The organism is Sphingobium boeckii (assembly GCF_014199215.1).
Classification (GTDB): domain Bacteria; phylum Pseudomonadota; class Alphaproteobacteria; order Sphingomonadales; family Sphingomonadaceae; genus Sphingobium_A; species Sphingobium_A boeckii.
The window spans coordinates 231,769-252,568 of record NZ_JACIJC010000005.1 but is presented as its reverse complement, the minus strand read 5'-3'; the positions used below and the strand labels follow the sequence as shown (position 1 = coordinate 252,568).

Here is a 20,800-nt window from a genome sequence, read left to right as displayed (position 1 = left end):
TTTAGGGGAGAGAACTTTACGCCTTATTGTTCCTGATCGGCCCGGCCTGCGCCCTTGCCGTCCAGATTCCGCTCGACGAAGTCCCAATTGACGAGGTTCTTCAACACCGCATCCAGATAGTTCGGCCGCGCATTGCGATAATCGACATAATAAGCGTGTTCCCACACATCGAGCGTGAGCAACGGCTTCACGCCTTCATGGACGAGCGGCGTGTCGGCATCGTGATAGGAGGTGATCGCCAGCTTATCGTCCTTCAGCACGAGCCAGCCCCAGCCCGAACCGAAATGGCCGATCGATTCCTCCTTCAGCTTAGCAAGCAGATCGTCGGTCGAACCGAAAGCATCGTCGATCTTCTTTTGCAGCGCGGCGGAGGGTTTGGCGGCATCGGGGGTCAGGCATTGCCAGAAAAAGCTGTGGTTCCAGATCTGCGCGGCATTGTTGAACAGCCCCTTGTCGCCATCATTTTTGGCCTTCTCGACGGTCTCGACCAGCGAGAAATTGGCAAGACCCTTTTCCTCGATCCAGCCATTCACCTTGTCGACATAGGCCTTGTGATGCTTGCCATGATGATAGTCGAAGGTTTCCGCGGACATATGCGGCTCAAGCGCATTCTTGGCATAGGGCAGTGCGGGCAGTGTGAAAGCCATGTATTCCTCCAGTGATCGGGTATGAATGCCCAACGCTCGGAGAGGAAAAAATATACCGCGGCAAGCGCAAAAAGGGCGGACCTTGGCGCTTTTTTTCGATCAGCCTGATCGTCAGAGCAGATCGTGCCGTCTCAAGGCGTGGCGAAGCTGATCATAGCTGAGATTCAGGCTCTTGGCGGCGGCGCGCTGATTGTAGCGGCTGCGCGCCAGGGCACCTTCCAGGATCATGCGCTCATGCGCATCCACCGCCTGCTTGAAATCCGTAACATCCGTCACCGCCGCGGCCGGTGGCACGGCGGCCGCCGCTGGGACGACCGGCGCGCCCTTGTCTTCGACCGCAGCCGCCTCGGGCCGCCAGGGCGAGGCGAAGGGATCGAACACGATCTCGGCCACCGGGCGTTCGGGATCATCCCAGCGATAGACTGCGCGCTCGACTACATTGCGCAATTCGCGGACATTGCCCGGCCAGGGATGCGCGAGCAGCGCCTCGGCGGCATCCTCGGTAAAGCCCGGCCAATAGGGCCATCCCAGTTCAGAGGCCATGCGCCGTCCGAAATGATCCGCCAGCACGGGCACGTCACCCTCGCGATTGCGCAGCGGCGGCAGCGTGACCACTTCGAAACTCAGCCGGTCCAGAAGATCGGCGCGGAATTTCCCTTGATCGACCAGGCCGGGCAGATGCTCGTTGGTGGCTGCCACGATGCGGATATCCACGCGGATCGCCTTGTTGGAGCCGATCCGCGTCACCTCGCCATATTCGACCGCGCGGAGCAGCCGCTCCTGCGCGGAAGCCGAAAGCGTCGCCAGTTCGTCCAGAAACAGCGTCCCGCCATCCGCTTCCTCGAACCGCCCCTGCCGCGCCCGGGTCGCGCCGGTGAACGCGCCCGCTTCATGCCCGAACAATTCAGCCTCGATCAACGTCTCCGGCAGCGCCGCGCAATTCATCGTGACCAAGGGGCCATCCCAGCGCGGGCTCAGGCGGTGGAGACGCTCGGCCACCAGCTCCTTGCCCGTGCCGCGTTCGCCGATCACCAGCACCGGCCGGTTGAGCGCGGCGGCGCGGCTGGCACGCTCGACCGAGTCCAGAAAGGCGGTCGATTGACCGATGAAATGATTTTCGCGATCCATTCCCAAATCTTAGGATTATTTCCTATTTTTTGGCAAGGAAAAATCGCTTGATCGAGGTTGGACTGGATTAAAAATGACAGATTCCCGCCATTTCCGCGGATTGGCACGCCCCCTGCAAAGCAAAAGACAAGCTGCTGATGAAGCAGCGCACCATTCAAGGTTTCAGGGAGTTACCACGATGATCAACACCAGCAGCAAGTTCAGCCAGACCTTTACCGCCATCGTCTGCACCATCCTTTTCAGCACCACCTGCGTGCTGAGCGCGGTGGCCCCGGCCAAGGCTGCGGACGGCCATACCCCTTCACCCGTCGTCCGGCCCCTCGCCTGACGACATCCCCCAGCCGGGGCGGAATTTCCCCTTGCTTCCGCCCCGGCACCCCTTCCCGACCAGACCGTTTCAGGAGTAGCCAATATGGGAATTTTCTCTCGCACCCGTGACATCATCGCCGCCAACATGACCGACCTGCTCGACAAGGCGGAAGATCCGGCAAAGATGATCCGGATGATTATTCTGGAAATGGAAGAGACGCTGATCGAAGTGCGCGCCTCCGCCGCCCGCACCATCGCGGACCAGAAGGAAATGCGCCGCCATATCGTGAAGCTGGACAAGCTTCAGGAAAGCTGGACCGAAAAGGCCCATCTGGCGCTGTCCAAGGATCGTGAGGATCTGGCCAAGGCCGCACTGGTCGAAAAGCAGAAGGCGGCCGACATGTCGGATCAGCTTCAGGGCGAAATCCAGGTGCTGGACGATGCGCTGCGCGCTTCGGAAGAAGATATCGCCAAGCTCCAGGGCAAGATGCGTGAGGCCCGCGCCCGCCAGAATTCGATCCAGACCCGTCTTGAAAGCGCGCATAACCGCGCCAAGGTCCGCGAAGCCTATGCCGGGCAAAAGGTGGAAGACGCTTTCTCGCGCTTCGAACTGCTCGAACGCCGCGCCGATCTGGCCGAGGGCCGCGCCGATGCGCTGGCGCTGGGCGCCCCCGGCAAGACGCTTGAGGAAGAGATTGCCGAGCTGCGCTCCAATGAGCGGGTCGATGCCGAACTGGCAGCGATGAAGGCCAAGGCCGCCGGCCAGGAGGGCTGAGATCATGGACAATCTGATCCCGCTCATCGCCATCGTCTCGATCTTCATCGGAATGCCCTGGCTGATCCTTCACTATGTCACCCAGTGGAAGCGCGCCGGCGGCATCACGCGGGAGGATGAAAATCTGCTCGACGAGCTGCACGACACCGCACGGCGGCTCGACGACCGGCTCAATACCATCGAGCGGATCATGACGATCGACAATCCGAACTGGAAAGCGGGGGATCTGAATGCCCCCGCCCCCAGGATCGACAACCGCCACTAATTCCATTCACCGATTTTCTCGCAGGGAGAGAATGACATGTCCGCAAGCCGCACCAATTTCTACCTCGACAAGCAGAATGCCAAATGGAAGGGCGTCTGCTCCGGCATCGCCGATTATACCGGGGTGGATGTCACCTGGGTCCGCGTCGGCGCGGTGCTCCTCACGCTTCTCGGGGGCTTTCCCTGGACGCTGATCGCTTATGTCGCGACCGCCTGGGTGGCCAATCCCAGGCCTTACGGCCTGTATAACGATCCCGAGGATGCCAAATTCTGGCAGGGCGTGCGCCAGTCTCCGGCGCGCACCACCCGCGATGTCCGCTCCAAATTCCGCGACATCGATCGCCGCCTGGCTGATGTCGAGCTGTATTACACCAGCCGCAACACCAGCCTCGCTAACGAGATCGACAGCCTGCGCTAAAGGCTGACGTTGATCGAAGAGTGCAGGCCTCTGGTCGAAAAATGGCGTCGCTTTCGTACAAATGCCCTGACGGGCCAAATCAACCGATTTTAGAATTCAGGGAGAATTCGAAATGAACCCATTTGAAATGGTCGTCCTGATCATCGCCATCGTCACGATCGGCAAGGTGATCAGCAACCGCCGCCACATGAACCGGGACGGGCATGGCAATGATGTCATCCCGCGTGATCCCGACGCAGGCCGGATGAAGGACGAGATCAGGCAGTTGAAGGAGCGGATCGCCGTTCTTGAGCGCCTGGCAACAGACAGCACCAGCAGCCTGGATCGCGAGATCGAAAAGCTGCGCGACAAGGACCGGGTGTAAACCCGACCGCAACAGGAAAGACGGGGAAGACCAATGACTGACCCATATATCGCCCTGACCATCGCCATGAGCAGCCTCGCTGCGATCGGCATCATCGCTTTGGCCTCGCTGCGCGGATGGCGCGGTTGGCTGGAGCTGAAACGCGCTGAACTGCAGCAGACCCGATTGGAAAGCGCCACGCCCTCCGCAGGATCGCGGATCGAAGTGGCGGATTTGAAGGAACGCATCCGCAAACTGGAAGCAATCGCTGCCGGCGTGGATCTTTGAGCGCCACATCATTCCCACCCCGTTCAGGCTGAACCTGTCGAAGCCCTGCTCTTTCTAACTCCCCTTCAGCCCTTGCTGGAGGGGTTGGGGGTGGCAGCTTCTTTCTTCTTCTGGTTCCAAGAATCTACGAAAGAAGAAGAACCACCCCCGGCCGCTCCACAAAGGCGTGGAAGGAAGATAGAGGAAGAGGTTTTGACAGACTCACCCGAGCGGCATTTGACGCCCCTCAAAATCCTCCAGACATTGCCCCTGCCCCCGCCCCCCGCTAAGCGCGGCGGATGACCGACAGCCCTTCCCTCTCCGATCTGCGCGACGAATATGAATTTCTGGACGCCGATGACCGCTATCGCCTGTTGATCGATCTGGGTCGCACGCTGGACGCCATGCCCGATGCGCTGAAGACCGACGCCACGCTCGTGCGCGGATGCTCCGCCTCGGTCTGGGTCTATCCCATGCAGCAGGGCGACCGGCTCCATTTCCTGGCGGACAGCAATGCGGCGATCACCAAGGGCATCATCGCGCTGATCCTGCAGATCGTACAGGATCGCACCGCCCCCGAGATCCTTGCCGCTGATATCGAGAGCGAACTGGCACCGTTCGATCTGAAGAACCAGCTCAGTTCCAACCGGACGCAGGGCATCCCGAACATGATCGCACTTATCCGGGAAACGGCGGAGCGTTACCGAGGGCAGGTAGCTTAAAGAAAACCGTTTGTGTCGAGCGCAGTCGATACACGTTGGGGCAGATGACTGCGTCCCTCGACTACGCTCGGGACAAACGGCCAATGGAATAAGGGCTGATCCTACCCCTTCAACCCCAATTCCGCCACCAATTCCCCCGCATCCGTCCCCTGCTTCACGATCAGCCAATCCCGGCTTTTGCGCGCGTCGATCAGGGTCACCGCATGTTTGGGGCAGATGCCGAGGCATTTCACCTCGACGATGCCGATTTTGGATTTTCGGCCACCCTTGGCACCGAGTTCCTTCTTCAAGGCCTTGGCGAGCGGCGTCTTGCCCTTGAGGCCGAAGCCGCCATCCAGCTTTTTCGAGCATTTGCGGCAGACCAGCAGCGCGGTCTCCCAGTCGGCCCGGATATGGCGGTTCAACGCGGCCGCCGTTCCTCGGCAGAGCGGAGCACCTCATAGGCGGCCTGCACGGATTGGAAGCGGACGGCGGCCATCGCATCACCGGGCTTCACATCGGGGTGATTTTCCTTGGCGAGCGTGCGCCAGGCTTTCTTCACCGCTTCGAAATCGGCTTCATCGTCCAGATCGAGGGCCTTGAGCGCATGAAGCTCGTCACGCGAGCGGCTGCCGTCTCCCGGACCACCCCAGCCATAGTGACGCGAGGCTTCGAAGCCGGCGGCGTCACGACGCTCATTGGCTTCGCGCGCGGCGGCCTCCTCGGCTGAGAGGCCTTCGAAATAATCCCAATTGCGATTATATTCGCCGGCATGTTCCTCGCAGAAATACCAGCGATCGGGGCTGTTGGGGGATTTGGGCGCAGGGCGATCGCCCGGCTTGTCGCAATTATGCCGGTCGCACAGCCGGATTTTCACCGCCTCGCGCGAGGATTCATAGCCGCGCCAGCGGGGAAAGCCCCAGTCGGAGGATCGGGAGGAGGAACGTGCCATTCCCCCCGATGTAGCGGCCCCCGCGCAAAGCGCAAAGGGCCGCCGTCATTTATTTGCCGGAAATCCGGGCTGATCAGCCCGCCAGCGCCGCGCCGCCCAGCATCATGCCGCCAAAGATCGCGCTCATCACCGCCGCCAGGATGATGCCGGAGATCACCATCTGCAGCACGATCCAGATCACCACCACCACGGCGGTGAAGCCGCCGGTCTTCACCGCCGGAATGCCGAGGACGGGGCCGGAACCCAGATAGATCAGATAGATGCCATAGGCGAGGCCGGCGATCGCGGCGATGACGTTCAGGCCCGGCACGATGTTCAATATGCCCGCCACATAGACCGGGGTCGCCGCATAAACGATCAGCTTGAGGCCGGCGATCTGGTCCTTCTGCCCGTCAAAGCTGGGCGACAGCGCCGAAGCGATGATCCCCATGAGAAACAGGATACCAAGCCCGATGGCATAGCTGACGAGTCCGGAAATCAGGATGAAATTGAAGCCGAGCCCGATGCTGCCGGTAAAAAGCAGGCCGGCCAGAAGAGAGCCGAGCAAGGGGATCAGACCAAGAATGGCGGCATAGGTCATGATGCTGCCCGTCGTCGCCGGTTCGGCAGCGATGATCGGCCATTCGGTCTTCGGGGTCAGCAGGATATTCTTCGCGCGATCGACTATGCTCATGATGAGGCTCCCTGTTTGCCAGATCGCGCAACCTGACGCTTTGTTGCCACAGTGTAAAGCCATGGCCGCAGCCGTAACGATATCGCGAGGCGCACCGCCTATATCTCGTCGAGCGCGCCCCTGATCTTGCGGGCGAGTTGGGCGATCGAATAGGGTTTGGCGAGCAGATTGACGCCGGCATCCAGCCGTCCATTATGGACCACAGCGTTGCGCGTATAGCCCGTGGTGTAGACCACTTTCAGGCCGGGCCGGTCGATCTTGGCGGCCTCCACCAGACGGCGGCCGTCCATTTCCGGCATCACGACATCGGTGAACAGCATCGCCACGCTCGGCTGCTCGGCCAGGATTTTCAGCGCTTCCGCGCCCGATCCCGCGGAGACCGTGGTGTAACCCAGTTCCCGCAGCGCATCGACGGCAAAATGGCGCACGCGCTCTTCATCCTCGACCACCAGGATCACCTCCTCGGTGCGGCCGCGCGGCACGTCATCTTCGCTCTCCGCCGGCCGGGCGGCATCGACCGTGCCGAACGCGCGCGGGAGATACATCTTGATCGTGGTGCCATCGCCCACTTCCGAATAGATGGCGATATGGCCGCCGGATTGCTTGACGAAGCCGAAGACCTGGCTCAGCCCCAGCCCCGTGCCCTTGCCCACGGCCTTGGTGGTGAAAAACGGATCGAAGGCGCGTTCGATCACCTCGGGTGCCATGCCGGTCCCGGTATCGCTCACGCAGATCAGCACATATTGGCCGGGCGTCACTTCGGCGCGCGAGGCGGCATAGGCGTCATCGAGATGGGCATTTGCCGTCTCGATCGTCAGCTTGCCGCCATCGGGCATCGCATCGCGCGCATTCACCGCCAGATTGACGATGGCGTTTTCGAGCTGCCCGGCGTCTGCCATCGTGCGCCAGAGGCCGCCGGCCAGCACGGTTTCGATCGGCACCTGCTCGTCCAGCGTGCGCCGGAGCAATTCGGACATGGAGGTGACCAGCTTGTTGGCGTCCAGCGCTTCGGGCGCGAGCGGCTGCTGTCGCGAGAAGGCCAGCAGCCGTGCGGTGAGCGTCGCCGCGCGTTCCGCGCCTTCCTGCGCCCCGGCGATCGAGCGGAGCGCCTTCTTGGGATCGCTTTCGATCCGGCGCGCGGCCAGATCGAGATTGCCGATCACGATCGCCAGCATATTGTTGAAATCATGCGCGATGCCGCCAGTCAACTGCCCGATGGATTCCATCTTCTGCATCTGGCGCACCTGGCCCTCGGCCGCTTCGCGCGCCGTATTCTCGCTGCGCAGCGCATTATAGGTGATGCGCGCTTCATCCCGCGCGGCCCTCATCCCGATCAATTGCTGGCGGCTGGAGCGGATCCAGAAATAGGCGGTGAGCAGCACCACCAGCAGACCAGCGACCAAGCCGACATTGAGCGCCTGAGCCTGCATTGCGGCGGCGGTGCGGCTCGCTTCGAGACGCGCGCGCGTGGCGCGCACTTCGGATCCCACGGTGGCGCGAATGCGGTCCATGATCGCCATGCCGCGGTCCGATCGCACGATCGCCAGCGCGCCGATATGATCGCCCTTGGCCGTCAGCGCCACGGTGTCGCGCATCTCGGCCATTTTGGCGTTGACCAGCGGCCTCAACGCGGCCGCCACCGCAACGCCATGCGTCCCGCCGTGCCGGGCGATATCGTCCAGCGCGGCCCCGGCGCGCGAAGCGCCCGATTCATAGGGTGCCAGATAGGTAGGCGCGCCGGTCAACACATAGCCGCGCTGGCCGATTTCGGCATCCTTGGTGGCGGACAGCGCTTCCAGCAGGGACGCCTGATAGTCGAACAACCGCCCCGCTTCGACGCCGGCCGCTTCCTGGCCGCGCGCCAGCCACAGGCTCGCGCCGACCATCCCCGTCAACACGGCAAAGCCGAGCAGGATGGGCCATAACGCCCGCCAGGATAGCTTGTCCCCCGTCATGCGCTTCGCATTATCATTACCGGCGCGCGACGCAACACGGATTAACGCGCGTAAGCCGCGAGCAATCCTCAATAAATTGTCAGAGGGCCTATAAGCCGGGTTTTGTTCCCCCCTTGCGGGGTTCGGCGACCATTCCTCTAGGACGCGGATTGCTCCGCGCCTCAAGCAACCAACCCGGGCGGCGGGCCGGAATCAGCCATATGCCACCCCTATTCGGTCTTGCTCCAGGTGGGGTTTACCATGCCGGTCCTGTTGCCAGTCCCGCGGTGCGCTCTTACCGCACCCTTTCACCCTTACCTCATGCTTGCGCAGGAGGCGGTCTGCTCTCTGTGGCACTGTCCCTGAGGCCAGAAATCGCTCCCTGACCCCGCCGGGCGTTACCCGGCACCTTCATTCCGTGGAGCCCGGACTTTCCTCGCCCCCGTCCTTACAACGGGGCCGCGGCCGCCCGACCCTCTGACCGGCGTGCCTTAGAGCCATAATCGCCGTCAGTCATCCCCCTGCGGCTTGGGCAGCAGCAAGGCGAGCAGGATCGCGCGGCATTCGCCATCGATCTCGCCATCGATCAGCTCGGGGCGAAAGCGGCGCTGGAACGCCATGATGGCCGCCATCCGCTCCGTCACTTCATAGCCAAAGCGCTCCAGCGCCAGCAGGAAGCCGCCTTCGGTCCATTCCGGGTCCATCAGATTCTTGGTGGGCCGGGGCAGCGCGAGGCGGAGCCTGGCCAGCCGGCTCCAGGGAAAGAGTTCGCCCGGATCGCGCTTGCGGGCGGGCGCGACATCGGAATGGCCCACGATATTGCCGCGCGTGATCGCATGGCGTTCCTTGATGTCGGAGACGAGCCGGATGACGGCTTCGATCTGCGCCTCGGGAAATTCCCGATAGCCATAGTCATGGCCGGGATTGACGATCTCGATGCCGATGGAGGCGCTGTTCACGTCGCTGATCCCGCGCCAGTGCGAGATGCCGGCATGGCGCGCGCGCTTGTCCTCGGGCACCATGCGGATCACCTGGCCATCCTCGAGCACCACATAATGGGCGGATACCGCCCATGCGGGATCGCAAAGGCGTTCGATCGCGGATTCGGCATCTTCCATGCCTGTATAGTGAAGAACGATCATCGATACGGGCAGCGCGCGCTCGTCGAAATTGGGCGATGGGCGCTCGATGATATCCTTCAAACCTGTCTCTCCTTCGCCCGTGCCGTGCGGATCGTGACGATCGCCACCCCCACGAGCGCGATTGTCCCGCCCGCGATCATAAGCGGCGTAAGCGGCGTGGCAAAGAAAAGCGACGCGACGATGACGGAAATGATAGGGCTGGCCAGCGTCAGCGGGGTCACGGCGCTGATCGGATGGCGCTGGAGCAGCCATGACATGGCGCCATGCCCCAGCATGGTGGAGCCGATCGCCGAAAACACCACCCAGGCGAACGATCGCAAGGGCACATCGGGCAGCGCGCGGACATGTTCGGGTTCGAAGATCCAGGCGAGCGGCGCGAGGCACAATGTGCCGACCAGCCCCATCCAAGCATAAATGGTGACAACCGGCACGCCCCGCAGCCGCCGCTGGACCAGCGACGAGACCGCCCAGATGAAACTGCCGCACGCCGTGAGCATCAATCCCGGCAGTTCGTCGAGCACGGCGGGATCGAAAAGCAGCATCGCGATCCCGGCGAAAGAGAGCGCCATGCCGATGATCCGGGTGCGATGGATCTTTTCGCCCAGAAACACGACGCCCAGGATCAGCGAGAAGGGCACGCCCACCTGCCCCGCGATCGCCAGCGCGCTCAGATTGTCCGCCACCGCCACCGATGCGTTGATGAAGACATAAAAGAGCGCGCCGGAAAGAACGCCCAGGCCGATCAGCTCGCGCATCTTGCCGGGAACGATCCGGAGCGCGCTGGCGCAGATCACGAAGACGATCGCCTGGCGCAGCGTCGCCGCCGTAAAGGGGCCGATCGCCGCGACGCCCATTTTCACGGCGATGATATTGAGCCCCCACAGCACATTCATCATGATCGCCACGAGGATATCGCGCGTATCGAATCCGGGGGCGGTTTTTATGGTCACGATCCGCCCATAGCCGCGCCCGCCCGTTGCGTCAGCCCCGTTCAGGCGGCTTTTCCGGCGCGCGCGCGCGCCACGCCACCCGGGCGATAAAGCCCGCGCAATTCGCGTTCGGAGATGAATTTGTCCGTCTGCCCCAGCACGGTTTCGCCGGCACCCAGCATCAGCACGCCATCGGGTTCGATGGCGCTGTGCAGCCGATCGAACGCGCGCGTCCGCACCGGCGCGGGAAAATACAGCAACACATTGCGGCACAGGATCAGATCGAACCGCCCCGGCACCGGGGGGTGATCCAATACATTGTGGCGACGGAACTGCACTTTGCGCTTCAGATCGCGCTTGGCCGCCCAGGTCTCGCCATCTTGATCGAACCAATTGACCATCATCCTGATCGGCAGGCCGCGCTGGATCTCGAATTGCGAATAGATGCCCGCCTGCGCGCGCGCGATCGCACCGCCGGAAATGTCGGTCGCCACGATATCGACCGTCCATCCGGCCCATCGCGCGGCATCATCCGCGATCATCATCGCCAGCGAATAGGCTTCCTGCCCAGTGGAGCAGCCGGCGCACCATATCCGCAAGCGCTGTTTGGCCTGACGCGCAGCGCGCAGCATCTCGAGCGCCTGGCTGTCGACAAGCTGGAACACGCCATGATCGCGGAAAAAGAAGGTCTCGTTATTCAGCAGGGCATCGATCACGCGATCGACCAGATCGGGCTGGCGGCCCGTCAGCACCTCGCTCGCAAGCTGGTCGATCGACGCGAATCCGCGTTCGCGCACCAGCGGCCTCAACGAGGTCTCAATCCGCCACACCCGGCTGGTGGCCAGTTGCTGCCCCGTGCGCGCTTCGAGCAGCCCCGCCAGGATACGGAGCGAACCCGCGCTTTGACTCACGCCCGCACCGCGCGCTGCCCGATATGGCGGGCGATCGCGCCAGGAGTCATCACCCCGGTGGCCAGCCCGGCCTTCGCGATGCTGCCGGGCATCCCCCACACCACCGATGTCTCCACATCCTGCGCCAGCAGTTCAGCGCCCTTGGCGGCCATGTCCGCGGCACCGATCGTGCCATCCCTGCCCATGCCGCTCAGCACCACGCCCACGGCGCGATCGCCGAATATGTCTGCAACCGATACGAACATGGGATCGACCGAGGGCAGACAACCGGAAACCGCCTTGACGCGGCTCAGGCGCACGAACACACGATCGCCGCTACGATGCAGGCACAGATGGGCATCGCCCGGGGCGATATGGATCAGCCCCGGTTCGAGCGCCATCCCGTCACGCGCCACCATTGCTCTGCGCCCCGATCCGGTTTCGATCTGACGTGCGAAAAAGGGCATGAACACCGCCGGCAAATGCTGGGTGATCAGAATGGGGGCCGTAAAATCGGCGGGCAGATGCTTGAAGAATTCGGCGATGGCGTGCAATCCGCCCGTGGACGCCCCGATTGCCACGCACGCCACCGCGCCACGCTTGATATGGGGGGCGGCAGGAGTGATCGGCACCTCGCGATGATCCGGCGCGCGGTTACGGATCATCCCCTGCCCCATGTCGGATTGCCCGAGCCGGATCAGGCGTTCACACAATATTTCGGAGAATTTGCCGCTGAACGTGCCCCGCCCCGGCTTGGCGAGCGTATCCGCAGCCCCCAGCGTGAGTGCTTCCACCGTGGCGGCGGCACCATCCTCGGCCAGCGCCGATACGATCAGAACGCGTGCGCCGCGGCTCTTGTCGATCAGGTCGGGCAGCGCCGAGATCCCCGTGCGACCGGGCATTTCGATATCGAGCAGGATGACGTCGACGGTCTCGCGCTCGAGCAGCGCCAGCGCTTCGCGCGCGCTGGACACGGCATCCACGATCTCGAATGCCGGATTTTGGGACACCATCCGAGCCAACACGGCGCGCGCCACCGCTGAATCATCGACGATGAGCAGTCTTATCCTGCGGGCCGCCCCATCAGAGGACCCGCGATTCTCAATGATAAGCGCGCCGCCCATAAACTCGCCGCCTCAAGCCATGCCGACGATCTGCAATTTGCTTTCCAGCGTTTCGCGATCGAACGGCTTCATGACATATTCGTCCGCGCCCGCCTCGATCGCGGCGCGGATATGGCCAAGCCCGTTTTCGGTGGTGCAGAAGACAACCTTGGGCCGCACCGGCAGATCGCTCTCCCTCAGCGCCCGCAGAAACTCCATCCCGCTCATCACCGGCATGTTCCAATCGAGCAGGATCACATCGGGTGGCATATGCAGGCATTGGGCGAGCGCATCGCGCCCATCCACGGCCTCATCCACCGTGAAATTCATCGTTTCGAGAATGTGACGGGCAACCTTGCGGATGACCTTGGAGTCATCGACGACCAGACATTTCTTGGACATTATGGGGCTGCCTCAACGGAGTGTTACACACTGTATAGAACGGAAGGGTAAGCGTCCCGTTAAGGCCAAATTATGCGCCCACGGCCACGCTGCCCGAAACCACGACCGCGGGATCGAGCAGAAGGATGGATTGTCCTTCATGATCCAACATGCCGATAGCGGCGCGTGCCCAGCCTTTGCCCAGCCGCGCGCGCACCGGCGCGGTTCCGCCCGCAATCGCGCACACATCCTCCACCTGGTCCACGATCAGGCCATATTGATGGCCATCTAGATTGACGACGATCGTCCGCTTCACATCGGGCTTCGGCCCGGAGTCCAGCGCCAATGCGGTGCGGCAGTCGATCATGGTGATCACCCGACTGCGCAACGCTGCCAGCCCGCACACATGCGGCGGCGCGAGCGGCGCGGGTGTGATCGCGGCGACATTCACCACGGAATCGACGCACGCCACATCGAAGGCGATGCGCTGGCCAGAGAGGCTGGCGATCAGATAGAGGTTTTTCATCGCTTTACCCCTTGGCCCGCGTGCGGTTGATCTGGAGCGCGGACATCAATCCGGCCCGATCATAGCGATAGACGCTGGCCGGATCGGCATCGCGATTGCCCAGATCCTTGCGCAGTGTGAGCAATTTGCCCGATCCTGCAGGCAATGCGGACGGCGCGTCGTCGCTCGCGATCACGAAATCGGCATCCTCGGGCGAAACGTCTCCGGCAAAGGCGACGCGATACCCCGCCGCTTCCACCAGCGGGCGCAACACTTCGCGCGTCCAATGATCATCTCCAGCCGGAAGCAGGCACAAGGGGCGCGCCGTCGCTGGGCCGGCGGTCGATATGTCCATGGCTTCCGAAAACAGCCAATAGGGATCCAGCAATTCAACCTGGCGACCATCGATCAGCGCCACACCCTCGATCACACCCGGCCTGGCCGCACGCTCGATCACGGGAGGGAGCGTCACGATATCGATCACTTCATCGATTGCGTAAGCCAGTTCCACGGTGCCGTCGTTCAGCCGCAGCACGGTGACGGCGGCGCGATCGGTGAGTTTGTCGAAACCGACCAACGGGATGATCCGGTCATCGATCGACAGGCGCAACCGACCGGCGGCGAACCGGATCTGATCACCCGAAACATCCTCGATCCGCTCGACCACGCCGACCCGCACCGCGCGCTCCACGCCGTCCAGATCGCGAAACAACAGCATCGCCACGCGTTCGTGCATCTGGGCGGGATCCGGCGCATTGTCCGCCTCATCGGCAATGTCGATCGCAGCAATGCCCGATTTCTCGGCAATCCCGGCGGGGTCGAGCAAAAGCATCGGTTCACCCGTGTCCGGCAGGGTCATGCCCGCATAGACGCCCGTTCCCATGATTGCCGGACAGGAGGGACGGATCACCAACTCCTGATGATCGTGGACCGCAGACACGCTGATGGCATAGACCGCGCCGCCCGCCGGATTGAGCACGACGAGACAGCGCGGCGCGGCGCCCTCTCCCTCATCCAGCCCCAGCACGCTTTCCAGCCTGACGACGGGGATGCGCTGATCGCGGATACGCGCGATCAGCGCGCTGCCGATCCGTTCGATCCGCACCGATTCACTGGTTTCGCGCACGATCTCCTGAATGGCGGAGCGCGGGATGGCAAAATGCTGATCCGCCACACTCACCGTGAGCGCGGGGATGATCGTCAGCGTCAGCGGCACGCGCATATTGAGGGTAAGGCCCCGCCCAGGCTGGCTGTCGATTTCCACGACACCGCCAATGGTCTCGATGTTGGAGCGGACCACATCCATCCCGACGCCGCGCCCGGAAAGCTGGGTAACGCCGTCCGCCGTGGACAGGCCAGGTTCGAAAATCAGCGCCAGCCGCGCTTCGGGGCTCAATCGCGCCGCGCGCTCCGCACTGACGACGCCGGCGGCAATCGCCTTTTCCATCAGCCGCGCCGGATCTATGCCGCGACCATCGTCGGAAACGCCGATCAATATCTGATTGCCGGATTGTCGCGCCGTGATCCGCAACCGTCCCGCACGAGGCTTTCCCGCGATCTCGCGGATGTCGGGCAATTCGATGCCATGATCAAGCGCGTTGCGGATGATATGAGTCAGCGGATCGCGGATCATCTCGATCATTTCGCGGTCGAGTTCGACGTCGCCGCCATCGATCTCAAGGTCAACCAGCTTGCCCAGATCCCCCGCCACATCTCGCACCAGGCGCGGCACCGATGAAAATAGTTTCTCGATCCGCTGCATCCGGGTGCGCGTGATCGCGTCGCGCATATCCGCCACACAGGCCGAGAGACGGTCGAATGCACCGCCCAGCGCCGGATCGGCTTCGCTCTCCTGCAAGCGGCGGGACACTTCATTGCGTGACAGGACCAGATCGGAAACGCCGTTCATCATCCGGTCGAGCAGATCGAGTGAAATCCGGATGCTGCGGATATTGCCCTTGGCCGCTGCCGCCGCTGGCACGGCGCCATCAGGCATGATCGCGTCAACCCGGAGCGCCGCGATCAAACGCTCATCACCCCCATCGGGCACGGCTTCGCCGGTATCCAGTGCCTCGGTCAATTCGCCGATCCGGTCGATCACCGCCAGCACCGCGCTCACCATGGCGCTGTTCGCCCGACGCTTGCCGTCGCGGGCTTCGGACAAAGCTTCTTCGGCAGCATGGCTCAGCCGCTCCAGTCGCGGCAGATCGAGAAACCCGCAACTGCCCTTCACCGTGTGAACGAACCGGAAAATGGTATCGAGCCGGTTGCGGTCTTCGGGATTCGCTTCCCAGGCCACGAGTTCCCCTGCCACGGCTTCCAGCGTCTCGCGCGTCTCTGCAATGAACTCCTGAAGTATCTCGTCCATGCTGCCGCCACTTTCCGACCTGCCCGATCCAGGCATGTTCCCGGCCATCTTTTCGACCAATGGTGGTTAAGAAGCGGTTAGCCTCATTTTCATGGGGTTTCGGAAACCTTGCCAAGAGTGTTAATTGTTAACCAATCAAACCCGCGCACAAGCTCGGAAATTATATCTTCGACGCGTTCGCGCATTTACCACAAATTCACTTTTCCCGTGCACGAGAGCAGCAACGCTCTTTCGGGTAAGGATACCTGCATATGCTTCGTCGTTCCACGACAACGAAATTCAACCGTCTCCAGGCGCTGCGTCATATCGCACTCGCCACCTGCCTCGCCACCGCCGCCTGCGGCGGAGAAGGCGCCACCGGCGCGCCCCAGACGGACACCGGCAGCATCGTCGAACCAGCCGGCCCGGATCCCGTGGTGGTGACACCTGCGCCGACGCCGACGCCCCCCAGGGCGTCCAAGGCGAACGTCGGTATCAACGTCGCTGGTACTTCTTATTGGAGTGGCGAACGCAGTTTCGCCAACTTGGCATCGGGAGGAAATTGGACCGACCCAGGTACCGCAGGCTGGGGCGCGCTTGACCCAAGTCAAATTGACGAAAACGGCACCGTTAAATCCCTGAACGCTGGACAAAAAGCGGCCATAAATTTGGCGCGACCCGCCGAGCAGATGCAAGGCAAAGACGTCCGCATCCGTTGCACATATAGCGGCGAAGGATCTTTATCCTATGATGGATTTTATCCTCGCCCCATGGAGATAATCCAAAATGGGATCGAATTCACTTGGATAGCAACGGCGACAAAAACATTTCTATATTTGAATAAAACAAATCCCGAAAATCCATTGCGTAACCTTGACTGTCGCGAAGCCGACATGGATCGCAATCTTCTGTTCGCGCCGGAATTCATCGAATCCTTGAGACCGTTTCAGGTTTTGCGATTTCTAGACTGGATGCCCGCCAATACCAATCCTGCGGTCGTAAACTGGTCGATCCGCACGCTGCCGTCGAACGTTTCTCAAACGGGAGCCCAGGGCGTTGCGATCGAACATATGATCGACTTGGCAAATCAGACCCAAACTGACCCATGGTTCACCATCCCATGGAATGCCGATGAAACCTATATTCGCAATTTCGCGACGCTCGTTAGAGATCGCCTTTCGCCAGACCGGAAGGTTTATGTCGAGCTGACTAACGAAATGTGGAACGCGGCCTTCCCCGTTTTTAACCAAATTTTGGCCGAAGCAGTCGCAGCCAATCTTGCCACCGACAAGTATCAAGGGCTGCTATATCGCTACGCGCAGAAATCTGCATGGGCGCTCAAAATCTGGACGGAGGTATTTGCCGCTAACCCCGATCGGTTGGTTCGCGTCGTGGCGACCCAACATGACAATCCGTGGCAAGCCGGAGAGGTGCTCGGCTTTGGTGATACCGCGCAATATGTCGATGCACTCGCAACAGCTCCGTATTTCGGGCATGATCTTCTCGCCGGCGCAAACGCCGCCGAGACAGATCTGAACAAACTATTCGCGCTCTTGGCTGCGCAAGCCAAGAACGTGATGGCTGATAAAACTTCCGAGAACAAGGCCGCGGCCACAAAATACCGGAAGCGGTATATCACTTATGAAGCGGGCCAGCACATTGTCGCTCCAGGCAACCAGCCAACCCTTGCCGCCCTGAATCGGGATCAGCGAATGTACGACATCTACAAAACTTATATGGCCGACTGGAAGTCAAATTCCGGCGACTTAATGGTCATGTTTTCGGCAACCGGCGGAATTTCGCAATATGGTGCTTGGGGCATCCGCGAATATGCGGGTCAACCGCTGAGCGAAACACCGAAGCGCCGGGCCGTACTGGATTTTTTGGCAGGAAAATAAATCCGCCACCCAAGGGTCGATGCCTAGATTGGTTCCGGAATATCTACAACCGTTCCAGGCACATATTGTTTGATTTCTATGCCGGAATAGCAGCCTGAGGCTGGTGTTCATTCACCCATTCCCGATTTGCGCGCCGAACAGCAAGAATGGCGCATCGGGCTCGGAGACCTGGATCGATCCGCCCGTATCCGCGGCGATGCGGTGAACCAGCCAGGCGGCGGCGGCGCGCGGGGTGAGCGCATCTTCAGGCGTTTCGCCCAGCAGCGCCTTGCGCAGTTCGGGATCGAGCACCAGTCGCGGGCCTTCGGCGCGCACCACGATCTCGGTCCCGTCCGGGGTTTTTTCGGCACCGACATCAAGCCGCCCGCCGCGCACCAGGCCATCGCCCGCGATCAGCGCCAGATTGAGCAATATCTTGATCGCGGTCTTGCTCAGCGCCTGTTCGGCCACCAGCCAGCCCAGTTCGACCCGGCCATCCACGCCGAACAGCCCCTCGATCGCCGCCTTGGCCTCGCGCGTATCGACTTCCTCGCCGAAACCGCCCGCCGCGCCAAAGGCGAGCCGGAAGAATTTGAGCTTGTTGGCCGATGTCCGCGCGCTTTCGGACAGCAGATCCAGGCAGCGCGCGCGCATCTCGGGATCATGCTCGTCCGCGAGCAGCTCCAGCCCGTTGTTGAGCGCGCCGACAGGGCTCAGCAGGTCGTGGCACAGCCGTGAACAGAGCAGGCTGGCGAAATCCACGGCGTTGATCGACATTCGGCCCCTTTCAAAGGAAACACGTTCTGATTGGCGGCCCTTCTGGCGAAGCGCGCCGCATCATGCAACCGCGCAGCCGCTTTCGATGCTCAGTTCGAGCGGCGCGAAGCACCCGTGAAGCCCTGTAACCACCCCGGAATGCCACAGCGTCGTCTGTTTTTTCGCAATCACCAGCCAGAGCCGCGCCCGATCGCCAGCATCCGCCGCGTCTCTTTGAGAAGGCGCGGCGATCCCATTTGGATGACTATGATAATGGCCGATCACCCTTGGTCCGCCCAAACGCTCGGCCCTGATCGCCGCAAAAAGGATGGCGGGATCGATCTCGAACCGCGTCTCGGGTTCGGCGGCGACGTTGGCGGCGGCGACCACATCCAGAATTCGGCCTTCATCGCCCAGCAGCAGCCCACAGACCTCGCGAGTGGGCGATCCCGCCGCGTGATCCAGAATTCGGTCCATCAAGGCTCTTGATATGTGCACGGCCATGCCCACATCCTAGCCAATGGAACGGGGGCTTTCCACTGTTGACGCACTGATAGGCACCAAGGCCGATGGCTGGCGGCTGGACAAGGCGCTGGCCGACGCGCTCCCCGATCTCTCGCGTGAGCGGATCAAGGCGCTGATCGCCGGTGGGCAGGTGCGCAACGAAGCGGGCGCATCCGTGTCAGATCCCTCCGCCAAGGCCAGGGCGGGCGCGGCTTTCCGCCTCGATATTCCCGCCCCCACGCCGCTTCACAATGAAGCCCAGGATATCGCGCTCAATATCGCTTATGAAGACGAGCATCTGATCGTGATCGACAAGCCTGCCGGGCTGGTCGTTCATCCCGCGGCGGGCAATGCGGACGGGACTTTGGTGAACGCCCTGCTCCATCATTGCCGCGGGAGCCTCTCCGGCATCGGCGGCGTGGCGCGGCCTGGCATCGTCCACCGAATCGACAAGGATACCTCCGGCCTGATGGTCGCCGCCAAGACGGATGCGGCGCATATCGGCCTGGCGGAGCAATTCGCCGCGCACAGCATAGACCGGCGCTATCGCGCGATCGTGAACGGTCTGCTCCGTCCCACCTCGGGCACGGTGGACGCCCCGCTCGCGCGCGCTCCCAACAATCGCAAGAAGATCGCCATCGTCCAGGGCGGCAAGCGCGCAGTGACTCATTATCGCACGATCCGCCCGCTCAGGGACGCCGCGTTGGTCGAATGCCGGCTGGAGACCGGGCGCACGCATCAGGTTCGCGTGCACATGGCTTCCATCGGTCACCCTTTGATCGGCGACCCCGTTTACGGGCGTCCGCGCGGCAATCAGCGCGCGATCATCCAGAGGCTGGATTTCCGGCGGCAGGCGCTTCATGCTGCGCATCTGGGCTTTATCCACCCCGTCACAAGCGCGGCTTTATCCTTCGATAGCGAAATTCCTGACGATATGCAGGAACTGTTCAGCCTATTAGTGGTATAGACGTTCAACACAGTCGCCCCCGAGTCCGGGACGCGACCAGGGAGAAAGAAAGATTATGGCCGGCAACACCAACGTCCCCGCGACGATCCCCGCTTTGGGTGGTGAACAAAGCCTCAACCGCTATCTGTCCGAGATCAAGAAATTCCCCATTCTCGCGCCCGAGCAGGAATATATGCTCGCCAAGCGGTTTCAGGAGCATCAGGATCCCGCAGCCGCGGCGCAACTCGTCACCTCGCATCTGCGCCTCGTGGCGAAGATCGCGATGGGCTATCGCGGCTATGGCCTGCCCGTGTCGGAGCTGATTTCCGAAGGGAATATCGGCTTGATGCAGGGCGTGAAGAAATTCGAGCCCGATCGCGGCTTCCGTCTGGCGACCTATGCCATGTGGTGGATCCGCGCCTCGATCCAGGAATTCATCCTGCGGTCGTGGAGCCTCGTAAAAATGGGCACCACCGCGTCGCAGAAGAAATTGTTCTTCAACCTGCGCCGGATGAAGAACAAGCTCGATGCGTTCGAGGATGGTGATCTGAAGCCCGAACATCTGACCAAGATTGCGACCGATCTGGGCGTGTCCGAAGATGATGTGACCAGCATGAACCGTCGCATGGCGATGGGCGGTGACACTTCGCTGAACGTCCCCATGCGCGAGGATGGCGATGGCCAGTGGCAGGATTGGCTGGTCGATACCGATCCTTTGCAGGACGAGCGTCTGGCCGATGCCGAGGAAAAGGACGTGCGGCATACGATGCTGACCGAAGCGCTCGACGATCTGAACGAGCGCGAACAGCATATCCTGACCGAACGCCGTCTGGCCGAAGAGCCCAAGACGCTGGAGGAACTGAGCCAGGTCTATGGCGTGTCGCGCGAGCGCGTCCGCCAGATCGAGGTGCGCGCGTTTGAGAAGCTGCAGAAGGCGATGATGCGGCTTGCGGGCGAAAAGAGGCTGCTGCCGCTATCGATATAATCTGAAATCAACCCGGTCTCGTGC

General features: G+C 62.0%; 25 protein-coding genes and 1 other RNA gene. 10 read left to right on the top strand and 16 right to left on the bottom strand.

The genetic code is table 11. The features are described from left to right. Nucleotides 1-23 precede the first annotated feature (23 nt). Both FHS49_RS15805 and pspF read right to left on the bottom strand, forming a co-directional pair. Nucleotides 24-647: a superoxide dismutase gene (locus tag FHS49_RS15805; RefSeq protein ID WP_184020374.1), complete on the bottom strand. Its 624-nt coding sequence runs from the start codon at nt 645-647 to the stop codon at nt 24-26. Nucleotides 648-758: 111 nt separating this feature from the next. Continuing rightward, a complete protein-coding gene (pspF, locus tag FHS49_RS15800) occupies nt 759-1,775 on the bottom strand; it encodes a phage shock protein operon transcriptional activator (protein WP_184020371.1) in 1,017 nt (338 codons plus the stop codon). Between the two features lie 178 nt (nt 1,776-1,953). Here pspF and FHS49_RS15795 point away from each other — a divergent pair, with 178 nt between their 5' ends. The 7 genes from FHS49_RS15795 to FHS49_RS15765 all read left to right on the top strand — a co-directional run bounded on the left by FHS49_RS15795 (nt 1,954) and on the right by FHS49_RS15765 (nt 4,873). Continuing rightward, nucleotides 1,954-2,103 carry a hypothetical protein gene (locus tag FHS49_RS15795; protein WP_184020369.1) on the top strand — a complete coding sequence of 50 codons (150 nt, stop codon included), beginning with the start codon at nt 1,954-1,956 and terminating at the stop codon, nt 2,101-2,103. An 84-nt stretch (nt 2,104-2,187) separates the two neighbouring features. Beyond that, nucleotides 2,188-2,859, top strand: a complete 672-nt coding sequence (gene pspA / locus FHS49_RS15790) for a phage shock protein PspA (RefSeq protein WP_184020367.1) — start codon at nt 2,188-2,190, stop codon at nt 2,857-2,859. 4 nt (nt 2,860-2,863) lie between these two features. Then, nucleotides 2,864-3,124: an envelope stress response membrane protein PspB gene (pspB, locus tag FHS49_RS15785; RefSeq protein WP_221240540.1), complete on the top strand. Its 261-nt coding sequence runs from the start codon at nt 2,864-2,866 to the stop codon at nt 3,122-3,124. 36 nt (nt 3,125-3,160) lie between these two features. Then, on the top strand, nt 3,161-3,541 hold the full coding sequence (pspC, locus tag FHS49_RS15780; RefSeq protein ID WP_184020365.1) for an envelope stress response membrane protein PspC: 381 nt from the start codon (nt 3,161-3,163) through the stop codon (nt 3,539-3,541). Between the two features lie 112 nt (nt 3,542-3,653). Beyond that, nucleotides 3,654-3,905 carry a hypothetical protein gene (locus FHS49_RS15775; RefSeq protein ID WP_184020363.1) on the top strand — a complete coding sequence of 84 codons (252 nt, stop codon included), beginning with the start codon at nt 3,654-3,656 and terminating at the stop codon, nt 3,903-3,905. A 33-nt stretch (nt 3,906-3,938) separates the two neighbouring features. Continuing rightward, a complete protein-coding gene (locus FHS49_RS15770) occupies nt 3,939-4,172 on the top strand; it encodes a hypothetical protein (RefSeq protein ID WP_184020361.1) in 234 nt (77 codons plus the stop codon). Between the two features lie 278 nt (nt 4,173-4,450). Beyond that, nucleotides 4,451-4,873: a SufE family protein gene (locus FHS49_RS15765; protein WP_184020359.1), complete on the top strand. Its 423-nt coding sequence runs from the start codon at nt 4,451-4,453 to the stop codon at nt 4,871-4,873. Between the two features lie 101 nt (nt 4,874-4,974). Here the strand turns inward: FHS49_RS15765 and FHS49_RS15760 are convergent, their stop codons facing one another. The 12 genes from FHS49_RS15760 to FHS49_RS15705 form a co-directional block, all read right to left on the bottom strand. Next, entirely contained in the window at nt 4,975-5,277 is a 303-nt protein-coding gene (locus tag FHS49_RS15760; protein WP_184020357.1) for a (2Fe-2S) ferredoxin domain-containing protein, read from the bottom strand. After that, nucleotides 5,274-5,804, bottom strand: coding sequence for a J domain-containing protein (locus tag FHS49_RS15755; RefSeq protein WP_184020355.1), 531 nt, complete (start codon nt 5,802-5,804; stop codon nt 5,274-5,276). The genes FHS49_RS15760 and FHS49_RS15755 overlap by 4 nt, the downstream gene beginning before the upstream one ends. 73 nt (nt 5,805-5,877) lie before the next feature. Continuing rightward, nucleotides 5,878-6,477 (bottom strand): Yip1 family protein, encoded by a 600-nt coding sequence (locus FHS49_RS15750; RefSeq protein ID WP_184020352.1) that lies wholly within the window; start codon nt 6,475-6,477, stop codon nt 5,878-5,880. Between the two features lie 98 nt (nt 6,478-6,575). After that, complete coding sequence (locus tag FHS49_RS15745) at nt 6,576-8,432, bottom strand: CHASE3 domain-containing protein (RefSeq protein ID WP_184020350.1); 1,857 nt, start codon at nt 8,430-8,432, stop codon at nt 6,576-6,578. Nucleotides 8,433-8,507: 75 nt separating this feature from the next. After that, nucleotides 8,508-8,892, bottom strand: an RNA gene (gene rnpB / locus FHS49_RS15740) — RNase P RNA component class A. 28 nt (nt 8,893-8,920) lie between these two features. Continuing rightward, nucleotides 8,921-9,553 carry an N-acetylmuramoyl-L-alanine amidase gene (locus FHS49_RS15735; protein WP_184021189.1) on the bottom strand — a complete coding sequence of 211 codons (633 nt, stop codon included), beginning with the start codon at nt 9,551-9,553 and terminating at the stop codon, nt 8,921-8,923. Between the two features lie 56 nt (nt 9,554-9,609). Further along, the gene (locus tag FHS49_RS15730) at nt 9,610-10,503 is read right to left on the bottom strand and encodes a DMT family transporter (protein ID WP_343052999.1); all 894 of its coding nucleotides are present in this window, start codon (nt 10,501-10,503) and stop codon (nt 9,610-9,612) included. A 41-nt stretch (nt 10,504-10,544) separates the two neighbouring features. Continuing rightward, a complete protein-coding gene (locus FHS49_RS15725) occupies nt 10,545-11,393 on the bottom strand; it encodes a CheR family methyltransferase (RefSeq protein WP_343052998.1) in 849 nt (282 codons plus the stop codon). Next, complete coding sequence (gene cheB / locus FHS49_RS15720; RefSeq protein ID WP_184020348.1) at nt 11,390-12,496, bottom strand: chemotaxis-specific protein-glutamate methyltransferase CheB; 1,107 nt, start codon at nt 12,494-12,496, stop codon at nt 11,390-11,392. The genes FHS49_RS15725 and cheB overlap by 4 nt, the downstream gene beginning before the upstream one ends. 12 nt (nt 12,497-12,508) lie before the next feature. Then, nucleotides 12,509-12,877 carry a response regulator gene (locus tag FHS49_RS15715; RefSeq protein ID WP_184020346.1) on the bottom strand — a complete coding sequence of 123 codons (369 nt, stop codon included), beginning with the start codon at nt 12,875-12,877 and terminating at the stop codon, nt 12,509-12,511. A gap of 70 nt (nt 12,878-12,947) precedes the next feature. After that, entirely contained in the window at nt 12,948-13,382 is a 435-nt protein-coding gene (locus FHS49_RS15710; protein ID WP_184020344.1) for a chemotaxis protein CheW, read from the bottom strand. A 4-nt stretch (nt 13,383-13,386) separates the two neighbouring features. Next, nucleotides 13,387-15,729: a chemotaxis protein CheA gene (locus FHS49_RS15705; protein ID WP_184020342.1), complete on the bottom strand. Its 2,343-nt coding sequence runs from the start codon at nt 15,727-15,729 to the stop codon at nt 13,387-13,389. A gap of 251 nt (nt 15,730-15,980) precedes the next feature. Between FHS49_RS15705 and FHS49_RS15700 the strand changes: the two genes are divergently transcribed. Beyond that, nucleotides 15,981-17,606, top strand: a complete 1,626-nt coding sequence (locus FHS49_RS15700; RefSeq protein WP_184020340.1) for a hypothetical protein — start codon at nt 15,981-15,983, stop codon at nt 17,604-17,606. Nucleotides 17,607-17,717: 111 nt separating this feature from the next. Here FHS49_RS15700 and FHS49_RS15695 read toward each other — a convergent pair whose 3' ends face one another. Both FHS49_RS15695 and FHS49_RS15690 read right to left on the bottom strand, forming a co-directional pair. Continuing rightward, complete coding sequence (locus FHS49_RS15695; protein WP_184020338.1) at nt 17,718-18,362, bottom strand: histidine phosphotransferase family protein; 645 nt, start codon at nt 18,360-18,362, stop codon at nt 17,718-17,720. A 60-nt stretch (nt 18,363-18,422) separates the two neighbouring features. Further along, nucleotides 18,423-18,818, bottom strand: coding sequence for a M67 family metallopeptidase (locus tag FHS49_RS15690; protein ID WP_246350841.1), 396 nt, complete (start codon nt 18,816-18,818; stop codon nt 18,423-18,425). A 43-nt stretch (nt 18,819-18,861) separates the two neighbouring features. Here FHS49_RS15690 and FHS49_RS15685 point away from each other — a divergent pair, with 43 nt between their 5' ends. After that, nucleotides 18,862-19,812: an RluA family pseudouridine synthase gene (locus FHS49_RS15685; RefSeq protein ID WP_184020334.1), complete on the top strand. Its 951-nt coding sequence runs from the start codon at nt 18,862-18,864 to the stop codon at nt 19,810-19,812. Between the two features lie 55 nt (nt 19,813-19,867). Beyond that, nucleotides 19,868-20,776 carry an RNA polymerase sigma factor RpoH gene (gene rpoH / locus FHS49_RS15680; protein WP_184020332.1) on the top strand — a complete coding sequence of 303 codons (909 nt, stop codon included), beginning with the start codon at nt 19,868-19,870 and terminating at the stop codon, nt 20,774-20,776. The last annotated feature ends 24 nt before the right edge of the window (nt 20,777-20,800 follow it).